Source organism: Rhodoferax sp. GW822-FHT04A08, assembly GCF_058801025.1.
The window spans coordinates 738,725-753,137 of record NZ_JBXAMW010000001.1; the positions used below are offsets into that span (position 1 = coordinate 738,725).

A 14,413-nucleotide genomic window follows, 5' to 3' on the forward strand; every position below is an offset into this window, starting at 1 on the left:
TGATTCCTCTAACGCGTTGCCTCTGTTTTTTTGGCCTTTTTGTGCCGTACGTAGTCAGACGTTTGGGTTTGCGTGCTGTGCCCACCCATGGTCTGTGCCGCACCTATCCCGCGCACCTCATCAACATCCGTCAAGGCTTTTGCCTTCAGGTCGTGAAAATGCACATTGCGAACACCAGCTCGCTTCACAGCCCGCTTCCATGCCGTGCTTGCCCCTGAGTAAGTGAATTTCTGCGCACCTTGGGTGGTAAACACCCATCGGGTAATGTCAGCTCGCTTCAGCTCTCTCAAGCGCTCAACCAGGTTTCGAAGCTTCGGCGTCCATTCAATCAGCACTTTGACGCCGGTTGATCCTGCAACCTTTGCCGGTTCAAACAAAATTCCGTTTGGCTTTATGGCAGTCCACTCCAGCGACAGCAAATCCCCGATGCGCTGGCCAGTCAGGTATGCCATATCGATCAAGGCGCACAGCATGAGTCCGCTGCGGTTCTTGGTTCTGAATCCACGGGAATGGTGAACTTTGCTGTAGATAGCCCCCACCTTAATGCGCCTCAACTCGCTGTCGGTTATGTACCTGGTGCGAGCTTTGATTGGCATGGTTCTGATACTGTTCACCGGGTTGCTACCCGGTGGCCTGTATCCTTTTTCTTCGGCGAAGCGCATCAACTCCCGAATATGGCTTCTGTAGGCATTGTGGCTGCGCGGCATGGACTTGTACGCCTTGAGGAAAGCGACCACGTCAGGCGGTGTTACTTCCTTGCACCTGAATTCGACAAATGCCTTTCCTACCTCCCGGCACATGTAGGCTTCGTTTTCCTGGGTCTTCTTGGCGTGGGCTGGACTCACTTCCAGTAACCAATCCCCAATCAAGCGCGTTACCGAATCGTCCAAGGTGTCTGCGGCGGTTAGCTCTGCAAGTGCCCGGTACATTGCAGGCAAACCGGCCTTTACCCGGCTCAGCTTCGTCCACTTCCGTTTGCCGCCAATCGCAGCAACGTGGTAGTACGAACCGTCTTTTTCAAACACCCGTTTCGGCAGCTCTGACTTGATCATGCCGACCTCACCTGAGGAACCCGCACCCTGGGCGTGTGCACATGTCTGGAACCGCTGCATACAAAGGTGTAGTGCTCGCGCTCAAGGATGATGCTCCCGGTTGTTCTACTGCGCCTTGCTCGGAAAAAGCCTTGCCGGTGCAGTTCGGCGAGCTGGTCACATGGGCGTTTGTACCCGGTTATGTCTTCGACCTCATGTGCCGCCAGGGTGGCACTCATGCCGCCCATTGGTGTCATTTGGTGCATGTCAGGCGCAGTGTTGATTTCTCTATGCTGCATAGCGCACCCGAAATGAATTCTGAAGGTAGCCCATTTGCGGGAAACCCGCATGGCTATTGGGTTCAACCGCCGGTTGTGCACTCGGTTTGACCACCGGTTGACCCGGTTTACCCACCGCCAAATATCCGTTCTTAGCCCACAAAACACGGGTTCCAACATTGGCTGAAAACTCAGGCGCGGGATCATTTGACGCGCCAAAGTCCGCGATTTGGGACACGCGCTCAAGCCTGGCCCTGATGGCATCCAGTTCTTCTTGCAGACACCTGGCCTGGGCCGCGCTGCCGATGGCCGCATTGTGCGCAGCCGCCTCAATTTCAGACATCCCCCATCTGGTCAGCCAGAAGATTGCCAGCATGGCAGAGTGGGGCGCTTTATTTGCTGCCAGCCATCGCCACACAGACCGCTCCGTCACTTTCAGCGCTTTTGCGATATCCCGCGGATGAGGGTTTCCTATGTCGGCAAGCATGTCCTTGAAGGCCGGAATGGTCTTCGGCATGTAGGCAAGGGAGCGATGCAGGTAGCTCATGAATGCCCCCCAAGTTGCTGCCCGCCGGCTGCTTGCACCAGCGTTCTTGCATTTTTTCCGTGTGTCGCTATGCTCCGTGGCGTTCGACTTCCAATCGATCCGCCCCGCGTTCGGTAGCGGTGCCCAGCGCGGGGCACTTTTCTTTCCGCAACTCCCACAGCTTCTTTTTCTTCTTGAAACTCGAACAGCGTCGAGGTTTCAAAAACATCAATGGAATCAATGGGTGCGCAGTTATTGAATCGAGTCCAAGGAGGGAAAAACTCCCCCTTTGTCGCCTCATCCCTTCGCGATTCGATGCGCCATTCATCAACCCGCGTGGTCAGGTTTTCAGGCGATTGCAGGTCAATAGCTCTTGCGCTCAAGCCTTGCAGGCGTTGCACTTTTTCATCCGCATAGCGGGTGCTCTGCCGTTCGACGTGAATGGGCTTGAAATCCAGGTTGAAGACGGTGGAGGCTCGCAGCCATGCTGCGTAGTCATTGGCCCTTGCCGCCTGGTGCGCGGCCGCAAGCCCTTCGCTGGCCGACTGCAATTCCTTCAAGCGGTACATTTCACGCGTCGGCGTGATTGGTGGGACTCCGAAAAATTGGAATTGCCGAATGCCCCACAGGCGTGCCCATGCGACGGCGCGTGGCGCTGTTTCTTTGCTGGCTCCGCCCCCCTCGTCGTCCAGCCCGACCCCCTCACCGTCAATCGCCTTTGAAACGTATTTGGCGACGTATCCAACGGCGGTGCCCTTTTCCTGGTCTATCCATTCGACTGCAAACCGCCTCTCATTTGCCCCCGGCTCGTCGGGTGAATCGCACAGCGCGTATGCCCTCATTACTTGCACCAGTGTGTCAGCATGTTCAGGGCTGATGAATACCAGGACGTGCCAATGCGGGCACCCATCGTGATGCGGCTCCGTCACACGCAATCCGCAGAATCGCACACCCAAATGTCCTAACCTGCGCGTTGCCTTGCGCCACAAGTCATTTAGGTGTGCCTGCGCTGCTCGCGGGCTAGTGCCGTCGTATCGCTCATTTCGGGCGCCTGCAATGTGCCGCGCATGCATGCGACTGGGGCAAGTGATGGTCAAGAACAGTGCAACGCTTCCGCGCTCCTTCTCGAACTCTTCCATGCCCTTTATCCTGGCCATCATCGCCATGCGCCGGTTTTTTGGGTTGGACAGGCTTTGTTCTGCAACTTCATCCATAGGGATCACCTCCCCGGTGGACTGATTGATGGCATACAAGGAGGCCAGGAGTTCGGCAATGCGGCGTTTGTCTCGGATGGCCCTGGACATGGTTTTGTCGGACACGTATTTGCCTGCGTGGGCATGCACGGCACCCGATTGAATGGCCGCATATTCGACCACTTGGAAACGCTTCCTTAGTGCACGCTTCCACCATGACTGGTCGCACAATCGGTTCATCACTTCTTGCAGCCCCGCCTTACTTGGCAAGGTGACATGGTGCTTCTTTGAAATCCCTCGCAACTGGCGCCGGATAACGTCGTCAGATGCATTGAACTTTTGCCAGTTATCAAACGTGCGGTTGCAGGCTTTCGCAGCCTTTTTTGCCGCCGCTGTCAGGTCGTCCGCTGAGAGGTCAAATTCCTGCGCCATGGTGAGTAGGTCCTGGCTAAGCGTGGACTTGTTCATGCGCACCACCCAATGATGAAAGCGGCTTGCTCGCGGAGGCGGCATTCTGTTTCGTAAACCTCAGATTCAAAGCGCGGGTCTGTTTGGCATATCTCAAGCCATCCCCTCAAGCGCAGCAGGTAAATCGCGCTGTCGCTCATGGTCCGCCCCTTCTTCGATACAAACCAATGGTCTGCCAGCTTGGGGCATTGCTTAGCTTCCTCTGAGAGGTTTTCGCCTGGCGACAACTTGACCGGTGAAGGCTGCGGTTTAGTGAACGGCTTGCAACGCACCCTCGGCATAGATGCTGCCGCCTGGTTCCAGCGGGCACGCTGCATAGGGCTTGCAGCCCATTCGATGGCAGATGGTGTTGGCGCTGGGATCATGATTGCACCCCAGGTCGCAGCAAAGCCACTTCAAACGGCCAGAGGTAGAAGAACCACCCCTCATCGTCAACGTGTATCGATATCGCTTCCGGCGACAGCGGGATAAATCGAAAATGCAGGCTTGGCATATTCAGTCCCTCGCCTCAGGAAGTGACGTACCATGGAAAGCAAACAGCAGTTGTCCGCGTTTGGTTAGTGCATCAGCACTTTCCTCTGCGCGTTGTTTTACCTCCCAGTACCCATGCCAAATTGCATCTGCCAACATCTGTGCTCTAGGCGATTTGCGCAGACAGCACTTTGCGAATTCCGCCTTCAGTAAATCCGCCTTTATGGAATAGGTCAGATAAGTTCTCAGGAACGCGAATTTGCGGCGTTGCTCCTCACTCAATATTTCTCGGGTCAACGCTTCCTGATCAAGACAGTCTTCATGGGTTCGTTGCTCGCGCCTGAAAAATTCAATGTCGTTTTGTGTGAGCATTTAGAACCCCCTGGCCAGTGCATTCGATTGAACGTAATAGGGGCGAATGGATGCGCGCATCCCCATCTGGGACAGCATGCGTAATGCGAGGTCCTCGGCTTCATCTTCTGTCAGGTGATATGCCTGGTCGGGGTGGCTTGAAACCTTGACCCCGCTAGGCCCAAAATTGGCTGCGTAGCCTGGTGCATCTGGCATCCAAAGCACGCAGGTCTGATGCGCTAGCTTGTGGGTTTTTTTGAAATTTGAGGCACGCGGCATGCGCGTAGGCATGCGGCGGCGCGATGTGCTGTTCGACATGGTACTTCCAATCTGGTTTCAGGCGGTTACGGTGCGCCTGTGGCGGTGTTGAATTGCTGACTATCCGACGAGTGCCTGCAACACCTCGGACGGCTCTGCACGTCCTTTGCGGCGCGCCTTGGCCTCTTTATCCCCGTCGATCACTGCCAATTTCACGTCTGCCATTGCGGCCTGCAGCAAGTCGCCGATAGTCTTTGCGCTGGAAGGGGATTTGCTCCCTGGCGCGAACAGAACGAAGCTTTGTTCCGTTTTCGGCGCATCGGATGTATCGGACTCACCTGCCGGCAATAGGTCCCTCCCCATTAGCCGCGCATAAAGAAGGCCGTTTTCAGCGAGCCGACGAAGCATTGCGATTGCCTTTGCCTGGCTGCTGGAGTCAGGGCTTGAGCTGGCAAAACCAAATTCGACCGGCATAGATGTGGATGCGCCAATTACGGTTTCGTTGTCTTCTATGCACTCAAAGACTCGGTCGATTTGAGAGCCTTCCAACTGTGGGTCGATGCGCATGAATTGCAGATCGGCCTTTTCCGGCCTAGCCACTTTTCCAGGCTCTGAAGAGATGGAACCATTGGTTTCACTAGAGGTGCCGCCAGTTTTCCCAATAACTCCAGCCGGAAAGACATCGCCCTTCGCCCGCGCCTTGGCGCCAGGAGCGTCTTTGTCACGGAAGTCGTAGCCCTTGGCTTCAAAGAAGTCTCGCAAGTCCTGCACAAACTGGGCATCAGGCACATATGCGCCGGTTTCAAAGCGCTTGATCTTGTAGACCGGGAGGGTAGATTGCTCGGCCGCTTGTGCTTGGCTAAGCCCTAGAAAGTTGCGAGCTGCGCGTGACTCGTTTGGCGAAAGCGCAAGCTCCGAGAAGTTGATCATTGGAGTTTCCTTGAAGGTTACGTATACAGCGAAAGTGCTGTATTGGTAACTTTAGCACAAGGTTACTCTAAATGTAAAACTATTTTTTTGGTAACTTTTTTGGCGCTGAATCAGGCTCCCTGATGTGCTTCGCAGCAAAGTCTCCAGCGCTCCGCGCGATTTCAACAGGATCGATCGGCTGCCCAGTCTTTATTGCAGTTTGAGTTCCTGTCGCAATGGCTCGGCTGACACCAAGCACAAAAGTAGATAGGTCGAGACGCTTCTTCACCTCAGCCTCTCCCAGGCGTGCAATCGCGATAGAGCTTGCCAGAGACATCAAAGCTTCTCGCTCATCCTGCGCCAGCATGAGCATCAAGGTGTATGCCTTAGCCTGCGAAACCTCGTCATTTGAGTCTCCGTTTTCGGCCAATGAACTCAGGACCGAACGCGGTTTAAAAGGGGATTCATTGCCAAACAAAAGCTTGTTTGGAGACACTTGCAGGGCTTGGCAAAGGTCTCGCAGCTCACGTGCGCCCGGCATATTGCGGCCACTTTCGTAGCTCTTTATTGCTGACAAAGATACGCCACTATTCGATGCCAGTTGACTTTGCGTGAACCCGAGCTCACTCCTTGCCTTAATCAATTCGGAGGCAAATGAAATTTGGTCAGGAAGTTGAGGAAGGTGAGGACTGTTCAAACTATGTCTCTGGTTGCGGTGCAATGTTAAGCATACACGGCCATGCTGGGAGTTTGTAGAAATCCATACCCCAAAACCTGTTTGTCATGGCGCGAAGTCCATCAATCTGTTTCCGCGAATTTCACCGCGAAGTTGCATTTTTCCTCTGCGATATCGCTGCCGCTGGCATACGGATACGGGGTCAGTTTCCGCCCTTGCAGGGCTATCCTGGGGGAGCCCCAGACCCCAACACCCTATTGAACGCCGACTGCTGAGATCGTCGATGCAATGGCTTCGGCAAACCTTCGCACGTCCTCATGCTTCATTCCCTTGGTAGGCACTGCAATGCTCACCCCAGAGTCTGACACGACCTCAAGCTGACCTCGACGACTTAGGAAATATGCAATCACCAACACAATCGTGGCAACCACGGCAACAATTCTTGCCTGTTCGGTAGGTGCAGCAAAAACACCGACGGCGGCCAACGCCGCCAAGATCAGAAGAGCAGGCGCGTGCCTGGTCGCGACTGAGCAGCATGAGATTTTCCCGAGTGGGATTGATTTGTAGGCTTTGACTGCCCCGGTTGAAGATTCGTATTTCACACGAATGTTTGTGAGGCACAAGGCATTGTCTGATGACGACATGACGACATGCTCTCCTTGCAGCAACTGGTTTTCGCTCATTTAGGTACTCCCTGTATTTTGTTGAGACTTTAAAGCATACCTAAGCGTGTTGGTGGTTCCCGTGATTTCATGCCGTGGACCGCCGCCCAGGGCACTGCATCGACGGTCACTTACCGGGGCAGGGGGGGGCACAGAAGCCTCTAACGATGATTTGTGACGCCCGGCGAAGCTGGTATAAAAGCGCAGCAAGCCGTTAGAGAGAAATGCTGCTAACTTCCTGATAGACTTCAATTGCTGGTAAGTTTTGGGAGCAGAGGGTCGCGAGTTCGAATCCCGCCGCCCCGACCATTATTTTTGAGCCAACCGGAGTTGTCCCGTTGGCTCTTTTGTTTGATGCGCCTCCCAAGGCTTGTATTGCGTGACTTCCACGTAAAATCCCAAGTCAAACAGCCCGTAGCTCATCAGGATAGAGCACGAACCTTCTAAGTTCGGGGTAACTGGTTCGAGTCCAGTCGGGCTGGCCATTGGCTACTGCCTATGCTCTCTGTCACCTCCCAATGTGTACTGCAAACGCCAGGCGTTGGATCTACGGGCACAAATCTCCCCATTCAGCACCGCATATAGCCACAGAAGGTTCGCTGGAGCATTTTCAGTCCACTCATCAAATTTTCAGAAATTGACTGGTTTGGCGCTGGAGAGCCGATCAAATGTGCCGAAAAAGCCCCCGACGCTGAATCAATATGAATCATTGACAGTGGTAATTCGTCGAAGAATCTGACGTCGTTTGTACAGAAATTGCCGCAATTGTTCGCGTCAGTACAAAGAAGCCTCCCAAAACAACCAAGGCGCGCGATAGTTCCGAACCGAAGAACCGAGACAGGTGTCGCGCCTTACCGGTTCTGCACTTCAGACAATTCACAAGCGGGGAAGCGACAGCGCTTTGCGGAACTATGACCATTTTGTACAAATTCGCAAATTACACATTCGACCTGCATGCCGGGTTGGTCTGCGACGGACAACCGATCCATCTTCCCCCCAAGGAAAAGGGCCTGTTGCATACCCTGTTGGAGGCACGCGGAAAAATCGTACGCAAGGAAGAGGTGATGATCAAGGTGTGGGGTACCAATGAGACATCTGATGAAAGTGTTTCCCGCACCGTCTACCGGTTAAGGGTGGCCATGCAGTCCTCGGGTGGGCCCGAGGTGGTTGAGACCATATACAACTCGGGATTTCGGATCACGGCAGCTATCCGGGAGACAACGATGAAAGAGTCTTCTTCACTGAACGCACTGACACATTCGGCCCGCCCTGGCGCAATCACTGCACTTATGAGCGCGCGGGAGTTCCTGGCCCGGCAATCGGTGGAAGATATTGACGCCGCAGCCAATGCCGTACGCTTGGCCATCAACCTGGATCCGTCCTTTGCGGCGGCATGGGCCACCTTGGCTGAAATCCGCATTGTGCAGGCCTTGCGCTCCCTGCGCCCTCCACGCGAAGCGGGTTGGCTGGCCAAAGAGGCCACCAAGACCGCGTTGAATATTGATCCCCAGTCCACGTCTGCTTTGGCCATTCAGGGATGGGTACGGGTGATGATAGATCGCGACTGTGAGCGTGGAGTGGAGGATCTGGACCGCGCCATGGCCATTGATCCGGATTTCTGGGTGAGCAATATGTTCAGGGGCTGGGTACTGCAGGCAGCCGGGCGGCATGAGGAATCAGTAACGATGATGCGCCGCGCGCTGGAGCTCAATTCAGTGAGCCATGCGGTGAATTCGATTTTGGCGCTCTATCTCATGTTTTCAGGAAACAATGCGGAAGCCTTGCAAGTGGCACTTGATCTGGCTAAACGTTTTCCGACGGTTGACAACTCACAGGGCATTGCGTCCATTCTCGCATCCGTAAACGGGATGCACGATGAGGCTGTCTCCTTTGGCTGGCGGGCGATGGAACTGGCCCCCCACACACCGCTGATGCATACGCCGCTAGCGTACGCGCTGGCATACGCGGGGCGTCACGAGGAGGCCAGGGATGTGCTGGGTGCCATTGAAAAATCCAACCTGCCGCAACCCTCAGCGTCCATTGCACCTGTTTACCTCGCCCTGGGTGAGCCGGAGAAGGCCATTGCATTGTTGCAAGATGCATGCGAGCGCGGCGTTCCCCAGTTCGCATGGTCAAGGGATGATCCGCGCCTAGCCGCCTTGCGGGGTAATTCGGAGGTTGAGCGCTTGTGGGCGCGCATCTGGCCGCGCCAAATGGTCGATAGTCTGGCTGCTTGACCAATTTCACGGCAACCGGAGAGGGCCGTGCACAGTGCATTAGCCGACAGAGAGCGGTTGTGTCTTGCTTTCGCTGCCAAGCCAGCGCCGTACCGCGGAGTCCATTAGAAGGGTGTCTCCGGTGGAATAGAACTGGATCGTAGGGCTGTTTGATATTTCGTTGCCAGATGACGAAATGTTGGCGGCTTGCAATGGCTTTTCTAGCAGACGCCGGGTTTGCCGAGCGACTGGAGCGCCGCCTTCCAGCAAGGTGACATCCGGCCCAATCAAAGCGATCAACTCCTGAGACGCAAAGGTGAAATGGGTACAACCCAACACCAGCGTATCTATTTCACCTGTTGCACATCCAAACGCCCCCATGGCAGCCGTGTACTCCTTGCAGAGCGCCTTGATCCGTCGCGTATCAGATCGCTCAATCGATATGGCGAGCCCGTCGCACGGTTGCAGCACAAAGGTTGCTGCACCGTGCAAACTCTCCAGCAGCTTGTGGAATTTCTCACTGTTGAGGGTGCTGCGTGTCGCCATGACACCGACCAATCCGGTCTTGCTCTGGGCGGCAGCAGGCTTGAGTGCAGGCTCGATGCCCACGATGGGGATCTGCGTGTAGGCTGCACGAATCAAGTGGATTGCCGCAGCCGTCGCTGTATTGCAGGCGACGACCAGAGCCTTGATATCGTGCTGGGCGATAAGGTAGTCGGTGATGGCATGGGAACGCTTCAACACATGCTCATCATCACGTTCGCCGTAAGGTGCGTGGCCGTTGTCTGCCACGTACACATAGTTTTCCTGAGGCATTTCGGCCTGAAGCGCGCGCAGCACGCTCAGACCACCTACGCCACTGTCGAAGACGCCAATGGGACGACGGTCAACCACGTTGCGTTCCAAAGGTCTCAGGCAGAAGTTACCGGAATGCTCTTGAACTCTCCGGTGGCGATCTTCTTTTGCCACTCGGCAGGCCCGGTGATGTGGGCGCTGGTGCCGCCGGCATCCACTGCCACAGTGACCGGCATGTCCACCACGTCGAATTCGTAGATGGCTTCCATGCCCAGGTCTTCAAAACCTACAACCTTTGCATGCTTGATGGCTTTGCTGACCAGATATGCAGCTCCGCCCACAGCCATCAGATAGGCACTTTGGTGCTTCTTGATGGCTTCGATGGCGACAGGACCGCGCTCGGCCTTGCCGACCATGGCAATCAGGCCAGTTTGTGCCAGCATCATTTCGGTGAAGCCGTCCATACGGGTAGCGGTGGTGGGGCCGGCGGGGCCTACGGCCTCTCCGGCAACAGGATCGACCGGTCCCACGTAATAAATGACACGGTTGGTAAAGTCCACCGGCAATTTCTCGCCCTTGGCCAGCATGCCCTGGATGCGTTTGTGCGCGGCATCGCGACCAGTAAGCATCTTGCCGTTCAGCAACAGTGTGTCGCCCGGCTTCCAACTGGCGACCTCCGCCTTGGTCAGGGTGTTGAGGTCCACCTTCTTGCTCTTGACATAGTCAGGCGTCCAGTTGACGTTGGGCCACAGGTCCAGGCTGGGCGGATCGATGTAGACGGAGCCGGATCCGTCGAGCACAAAGTGGGCGTGGCGGGTAGCCGCGCAGTTGGGGATCATGGCCACGGGCTTGCTGGCGGCGTGTGTCGGGTACATCTTGATCTTGACATCCAGCACCGTGGTCAGTCCGCCCAGGCCTTGCGCACCAATGCCCAGTGCATTGACTTTCTCAAACAGTTCCAGACGCAACGCTTCGGTCTGGGTCAAAGCGGCGCCGCTGGAAGACTTGGCCTGCAGCTCGTACATGTCCAGATCGTCCATCAGGCTTTCCTTGGCCATCAGAACGGCCTTTTCAGCGGTGCCCCCAATGCCGATGCCCAGCATGCCGGGCGGGCACCAGCCGGCACCCATGGTCGGCACTGTCTTCAGTACCCAGTCCACCACCGAGTCACCTGGGTTGAGCATGATCATCTTGCTCTTGTTTTCCGAGCCACCCCCCTTGGCAGCCACGGTTACTTCTACGGTGTTGCCGGGAACAATTTCGGTAAAGATCACCGCAGGCGTGTTGTCTTTGGTGTTCTTGCGCAGGAACTCAGGGTCGGCCACCACGCTGGCGCGCAAGGTGTTGTCGGGGTGGTTGTAGCCACGGCGTACACCTTCATTGATGGCGTCATCCAGGCTGCCGGTAAAGCCCTCCCAGCGCACGTCCATACCTACCTTGAGGAACACGTTCACGATGCCGGTGTCCTGGCAAATGGGGCGGTGTCCGGTGGCGCTCATCTTGCTATTGGTGAGGATCTGCGCGATGGCATCCTTGGCTGCAGGACTTTGTTCACGGTCGTAGGCTCGCGCCAAGTGTGCGATGTAGTCGGCCGGGTGGTAGTAGCTGATGTACTGCAGTGCAGCAGAGACGGATTCGATCAGGTCAGCTTGGCGGATGGAGGTGGTCATGGTAGAAATACCGTAGAGGGGGAGTTGCAATCAGCCTGCAAGTTTAGCCAATCCACCTCACTGCTGGCTGACGCAGGTCATTGCAGTGCATGGAGTCAGTCATTTGTAAGTGCTTGGCACCAACATCCGCCCAGTTTTGAATCAACCGAGGAGACAACCCACATGAGCACAACAACCGAAGGCGCAAGCGTATTGCCCGTTTACTTGCCCAGCGCAGAGTTCGTCAAGAACGCTGCCATTCCCAGCATGGCGGCGTATGACGCGCTGTGCAAGGAGGCGGAGACTGATTACGAAGGCTATTGGAGCCGCCTGGCCAAGGAGTTGCTGAGCTGGAAGGTGCCTTTCACCCAAGTGCTGGACGAAAGCAATGCGCCGTTCTTCAAGTGGTTTGCCGACGGCAAGCTCAACGCCTCGTATAACTGCCTGGACCGCAATGTGGAAAAGGGCCTGGGCGACAAGACTGCCATCATCTTCGAAGCCGACGGTGGCGAAGTCACCAAGATCACCTACAAGCAACTGCTGGACAAGACCAGCCAGATCGCCAATGGCCTGAAGTCCCTGGGCATCAAGAAGGGTGACCGCGTGGTCATCTACATCTCCATGTCCATCGAGGGCGTAGCGGCCATGCAGGCCTGCGCCCGTATCGGTGCGACCCACTCAGTGGTGTTTGGCGGCTTCTCGGCCCAGTCCCTGCGTGACCGCGTGGAAGACACCGGCGCGGTGGCCATCATTACGGCGGACCATCAGGTGCGCGGTGGCAAGCAGCTTCCCCTGAAGTCCATCGTGGACGAGGCATTGACCCTGGGTGGCTGCGATTCCGTCAAGAACGTCGTTGTGGTCAAGCGTAGCGGCTCAGAAATCGCCATGACCGCCGGCCGTGACCAATGGCTGGATGACGTGATCAAGGGGCAGTCCACCACCTGTGAACCGGAATGGGTCGAAGCCGAGCATCCGCTGTTCCTGCTTTACACATCCGGCTCCACCGGTAAGCCCAAGGGCGTTCAGCACAGCACCGGCGGCTACCTGCTGCACGCAGCGCTCACCACCAAGTGGACGTTTGACCTGAAGGCCGACGACGTGTTCTGGTGTACCGCCGATATCGGCTGGGTTACCGGCCATACCTACATCACCTATGGCCCATTGGCACTTGGCGGTACGGAAATCGTGTTTGAAGGCGTGCCCACCTATCCGGACGCAGGCCGCTTCTGGAAGATGATCCAGGACCACAAGTGCACCGTGTTCTACACCGCGCCGACTGCCATTCGTTCCTTGATCAAGGCGGCAGAAGCCAAGGACTCTGTGCACCCCAAGAGCTACGACTTGTCCAGCCTGCGCCTGCTCGGCTCTGTCGGCGAACCCATCAACCCGGCCGCCTGGGAGTGGTACTACAAGCACGTGGGCGGCAGCAAGTGCCCCATCGTGGATACCTTCTGGCAGACCGAAACCGGTGGCCACATGATCACCCCTATGCCCGGTGCCACCCCCATGGTTCCTGGCTCATGCACACTGCCATTCCCCGGCATCCAGGCCGCCATCGTGGACGAGACCGGCAAGGACGTGCCCAATGGTCAGGGTGGCATTCTGGTCGTCAAGAAGCCTTGGCCCTCCATGATCCGCACTATCTGGGGTGACCCGGAGCGGTTCAAGAAGAGCTACTACCCGGACGATTTCAAGGGCAAGTATTACCTGGCTGGCGATGGCGCCATTCGCGATGAAAAGACAGGCTACTTCACCATCACCGGTCGCATTGACGACGTGCTGAACGTCTCTGGCCACCGCATGGGTACCATGGAAATTGAATCCGCCTTGGTAAGCTGCACGGAGCTGGTGGCCGAAGCGGCTGTGGTCGGCCGTCCTGATGACACGACTGGCGAGGCCGTCTGCGCCTTCGTGGTGCTCAAGCGTCCGCTGCCCATGGGCGACGAGGCCAAGGCCATCGCCAAGCAACTGCGCGACCATGTGGGCAAGGAAATCGGCCCGATCGCCAAGCCCAAGGACATCCGTTTTGGTGAAAACCTGCCCAAGACCCGTTCCGGCAAGATCATGCGTCGCCTGCTGCGCTCCATCGCCAAGGGCGAAGCCATCACGCAAGATACTTCCACGCTGGAAAATCCGGCCATTCTGGATCAGCTGGGACAAACCTACTGATCGCGTGCAAAGGCAATGAAAAAGCCGCCCTCGGGCGGCTTTTTTGTTTGTGCTGGAAGCGGTGAAGGCTACTGGCTCAGCACCCAGGCGGCCAGCTTCTTGGCTTCGGCTTCATTGACCTGCGGATTGGACGGCATCTTCACCACACCCCAAACGCCGCCACCGCCCTCCATGATTTTGGTAGCGAGGCGCGCCGCAGCCGCTTTGTCACCCTTGTACTTGGCTGCGACGTCCTTGTAGGCGGGGCCAACCACCTTTTTGTCAATGTTGTGGCAGCTCATGCAATTCTTGGACGTGGCCAAGGCAAGGTCTGCCAGCGCGGGCGCAGCTGGCAGCACACAAGCGGCGGCAAGTAACATTTGGGTGCCAAAGCGTTTCATGTTTTCCCTTGGATTGCATTACAGTCAGTCCATTGCATTGTAGAGACGCAAACGGCTGCCTGCTGTGTTGTCGGTCGAATGGAAAGATTAGGAGGACCCCATGTATTTTGTCGGCTTAGGACTGGTGTTGTTGGTCATGAAATACATGGAGTTCGGCCCGGTGGCCAATCTCTCCTGGTGGTGGGTGCTGTCGCCTTTTGCGTTGGCCGTAGCTTGGTGGAGTTGGGCAGACTCATCCGGCTATACCAAGAAGCGGGCGATGGAAAAAGAGATCAAGCGCAAGAATGATCGCATTGATGCGAACCGGGAAAACATAGGCACCCTGAGCAAAAGCCGCAAGCGCAAATAGGCAAAGCCGCCTGGCTGGTGCATTCGGACGGC

Annotated in this window: 14 protein-coding genes and 1 tRNA gene; 4 read left to right on the plus strand and 11 right to left on the minus strand. The window is 56.4% G+C overall.

Annotated features, from left to right (window positions below; translation table 11 throughout):
- Nucleotides 1–8: 8 nt before the first annotated feature.
- The 8 genes from AC1RMF_RS03460 to AC1RMF_RS03495 form a co-directional block, all read right to left on the minus strand.
- Nucleotides 9–1,052: a tyrosine-type recombinase/integrase gene (locus AC1RMF_RS03460; protein WP_493139548.1), complete on the minus strand. Its 1,044-nt coding sequence runs from the start codon at nt 1,050–1,052 to the stop codon at nt 9–11.
- Between the two features lie 267 nt (nt 1,053–1,319).
- On the minus strand, nt 1,320–1,856 hold the full coding sequence (locus tag AC1RMF_RS03465; protein WP_493139550.1) for a hypothetical protein: 537 nt from the start codon (nt 1,854–1,856) through the stop codon (nt 1,320–1,322).
- A complete protein-coding gene (locus AC1RMF_RS03470) occupies nt 1,853–3,496 on the minus strand; it encodes a replication endonuclease (protein WP_493139553.1) in 1,644 nt (547 codons plus the stop codon). Before AC1RMF_RS03470 ends, AC1RMF_RS03465 begins: the two co-directional genes overlap by 4 nt.
- A 495-nt stretch (nt 3,497–3,991) precedes the next feature.
- Nucleotides 3,992–4,339, minus strand: coding sequence for a hypothetical protein (locus AC1RMF_RS03475; RefSeq protein ID WP_493139554.1), 348 nt, complete (start codon nt 4,337–4,339; stop codon nt 3,992–3,994).
- Nucleotides 4,340–4,636, minus strand: coding sequence for a hypothetical protein (locus AC1RMF_RS03480; protein ID WP_493139556.1), 297 nt, complete (start codon nt 4,634–4,636; stop codon nt 4,340–4,342).
- Nucleotides 4,637–4,696: 60 nt separating this feature from the next.
- Entirely contained in the window at nt 4,697–5,506 is an 810-nt protein-coding gene (locus AC1RMF_RS03485) for a helix-turn-helix domain-containing protein (RefSeq protein ID WP_493139558.1), read from the minus strand.
- A gap of 79 nt (nt 5,507–5,585) precedes the next feature.
- Nucleotides 5,586–6,182, minus strand: a complete 597-nt coding sequence (locus tag AC1RMF_RS03490) for a helix-turn-helix domain-containing protein (protein ID WP_493139560.1) — start codon at nt 6,180–6,182, stop codon at nt 5,586–5,588.
- Nucleotides 6,183–6,415: 233 nt separating this feature from the next.
- Nucleotides 6,416–6,844, minus strand: a complete 429-nt coding sequence (locus tag AC1RMF_RS03495; protein ID WP_493139561.1) for a hypothetical protein — start codon at nt 6,842–6,844, stop codon at nt 6,416–6,418.
- A gap of 387 nt (nt 6,845–7,231) precedes the next feature.
- On the opposite strand from AC1RMF_RS03495, the gene AC1RMF_RS03500 reads away from it, so the two are divergent.
- Nucleotides 7,232–7,308, plus strand: a tRNA-Arg gene (locus tag AC1RMF_RS03500).
- Nucleotides 7,309–7,734: 426 nt separating this feature from the next.
- The gene (locus tag AC1RMF_RS03505) at nt 7,735–9,060 is read left to right on the plus strand and encodes a winged helix-turn-helix domain-containing protein (protein ID WP_493139563.1); all 1,326 of its coding nucleotides are present in this window, start codon (nt 7,735–7,737) and stop codon (nt 9,058–9,060) included.
- A gap of 39 nt (nt 9,061–9,099) precedes the next feature.
- On the opposite strand, the gene murI is transcribed toward AC1RMF_RS03505, so the two are convergent.
- Both murI and AC1RMF_RS03515 read right to left on the minus strand, forming a co-directional pair.
- Nucleotides 9,100–9,933: a glutamate racemase gene (gene murI / locus AC1RMF_RS03510; RefSeq protein ID WP_493139565.1), complete on the minus strand. Its 834-nt coding sequence runs from the start codon at nt 9,931–9,933 to the stop codon at nt 9,100–9,102.
- A 17-nt stretch (nt 9,934–9,950) separates the two neighbouring features.
- Nucleotides 9,951–11,504, minus strand: a complete 1,554-nt coding sequence (locus tag AC1RMF_RS03515) for a fumarate hydratase (protein WP_493139567.1) — start codon at nt 11,502–11,504, stop codon at nt 9,951–9,953.
- Between the two features lie 246 nt (nt 11,505–11,750).
- Here AC1RMF_RS03515 and acs point away from each other — a divergent pair, with 246 nt between their 5' ends.
- Complete coding sequence (gene acs, locus AC1RMF_RS03520; RefSeq protein ID WP_342621139.1) at nt 11,751–13,652, plus strand: acetate--CoA ligase; 1,902 nt, start codon at nt 11,751–11,753, stop codon at nt 13,650–13,652.
- A gap of 68 nt (nt 13,653–13,720) precedes the next feature.
- Here acs and AC1RMF_RS03525 read toward each other — a convergent pair whose 3' ends face one another.
- Nucleotides 13,721–14,032, minus strand: coding sequence for a c-type cytochrome (locus tag AC1RMF_RS03525; protein ID WP_342617281.1), 312 nt, complete (start codon nt 14,030–14,032; stop codon nt 13,721–13,723).
- Nucleotides 14,033–14,132: 100 nt separating this feature from the next.
- Here AC1RMF_RS03525 and AC1RMF_RS03530 point away from each other — a divergent pair, with 100 nt between their 5' ends.
- Entirely contained in the window at nt 14,133–14,381 is a 249-nt protein-coding gene (locus AC1RMF_RS03530) for a TIGR04438 family Trp-rich protein (protein WP_342617282.1), read from the plus strand.
- Nucleotides 14,382–14,413 lie beyond the last annotated feature (32 nt).

What these genes read in the sequence shown, in the direction of transcription:
- AC1RMF_RS03470 (WP_493139553.1), bottom strand. Translation starts at nt 3,496, where the DNA reads ATGAACAAGTCCACGCTTAGCCAGGACCTACTCACCATGGCGCAGGAA.
- AC1RMF_RS03530 (WP_342617282.1), top strand. Translation starts at nt 14,133, where the DNA reads ATGTATTTTGTCGGCTTAGGACTGGTGTTGTTGGTCATGAAATACATG.
- AC1RMF_RS03480 (WP_493139556.1), bottom strand. Translation starts at nt 4,636, where the DNA reads ATGTCGAACAGCACATCGCGCCGCCGCATGCCTACGCGCATGCCGCGT.
- AC1RMF_RS03460 (WP_493139548.1), bottom strand. Translation starts at nt 1,052, where the DNA reads ATGATCAAGTCAGAGCTGCCGAAACGGGTGTTTGAAAAAGACGGTTCG.
- acs (WP_342621139.1), top strand. Translation starts at nt 11,751, where the DNA reads ATGGCGGCGTATGACGCGCTGTGCAAGGAGGCGGAGACTGATTACGAA.
- AC1RMF_RS03525 (WP_342617281.1), bottom strand. Translation starts at nt 14,032, where the DNA reads ATGAAACGCTTTGGCACCCAAATGTTACTTGCCGCCGCTTGTGTGCTG.
- AC1RMF_RS03505 (WP_493139563.1), top strand. Translation starts at nt 7,735, where the DNA reads ATGACCATTTTGTACAAATTCGCAAATTACACATTCGACCTGCATGCC.
- AC1RMF_RS03515 (WP_493139567.1), bottom strand. Translation starts at nt 11,504, where the DNA reads ATGACCACCTCCATCCGCCAAGCTGACCTGATCGAATCCGTCTCTGCT.
- AC1RMF_RS03475 (WP_493139554.1), bottom strand. Translation starts at nt 4,339, where the DNA reads ATGCTCACACAAAACGACATTGAATTTTTCAGGCGCGAGCAACGAACC.
- AC1RMF_RS03495 (WP_493139561.1), bottom strand. Translation starts at nt 6,844, where the DNA reads ATGAGCGAAAACCAGTTGCTGCAAGGAGAGCATGTCGTCATGTCGTCA.
- AC1RMF_RS03465 (WP_493139550.1), bottom strand. Translation starts at nt 1,856, where the DNA reads ATGAGCTACCTGCATCGCTCCCTTGCCTACATGCCGAAGACCATTCCG.
- AC1RMF_RS03485 (WP_493139558.1), bottom strand. Translation starts at nt 5,506, where the DNA reads ATGATCAACTTCTCGGAGCTTGCGCTTTCGCCAAACGAGTCACGCGCA.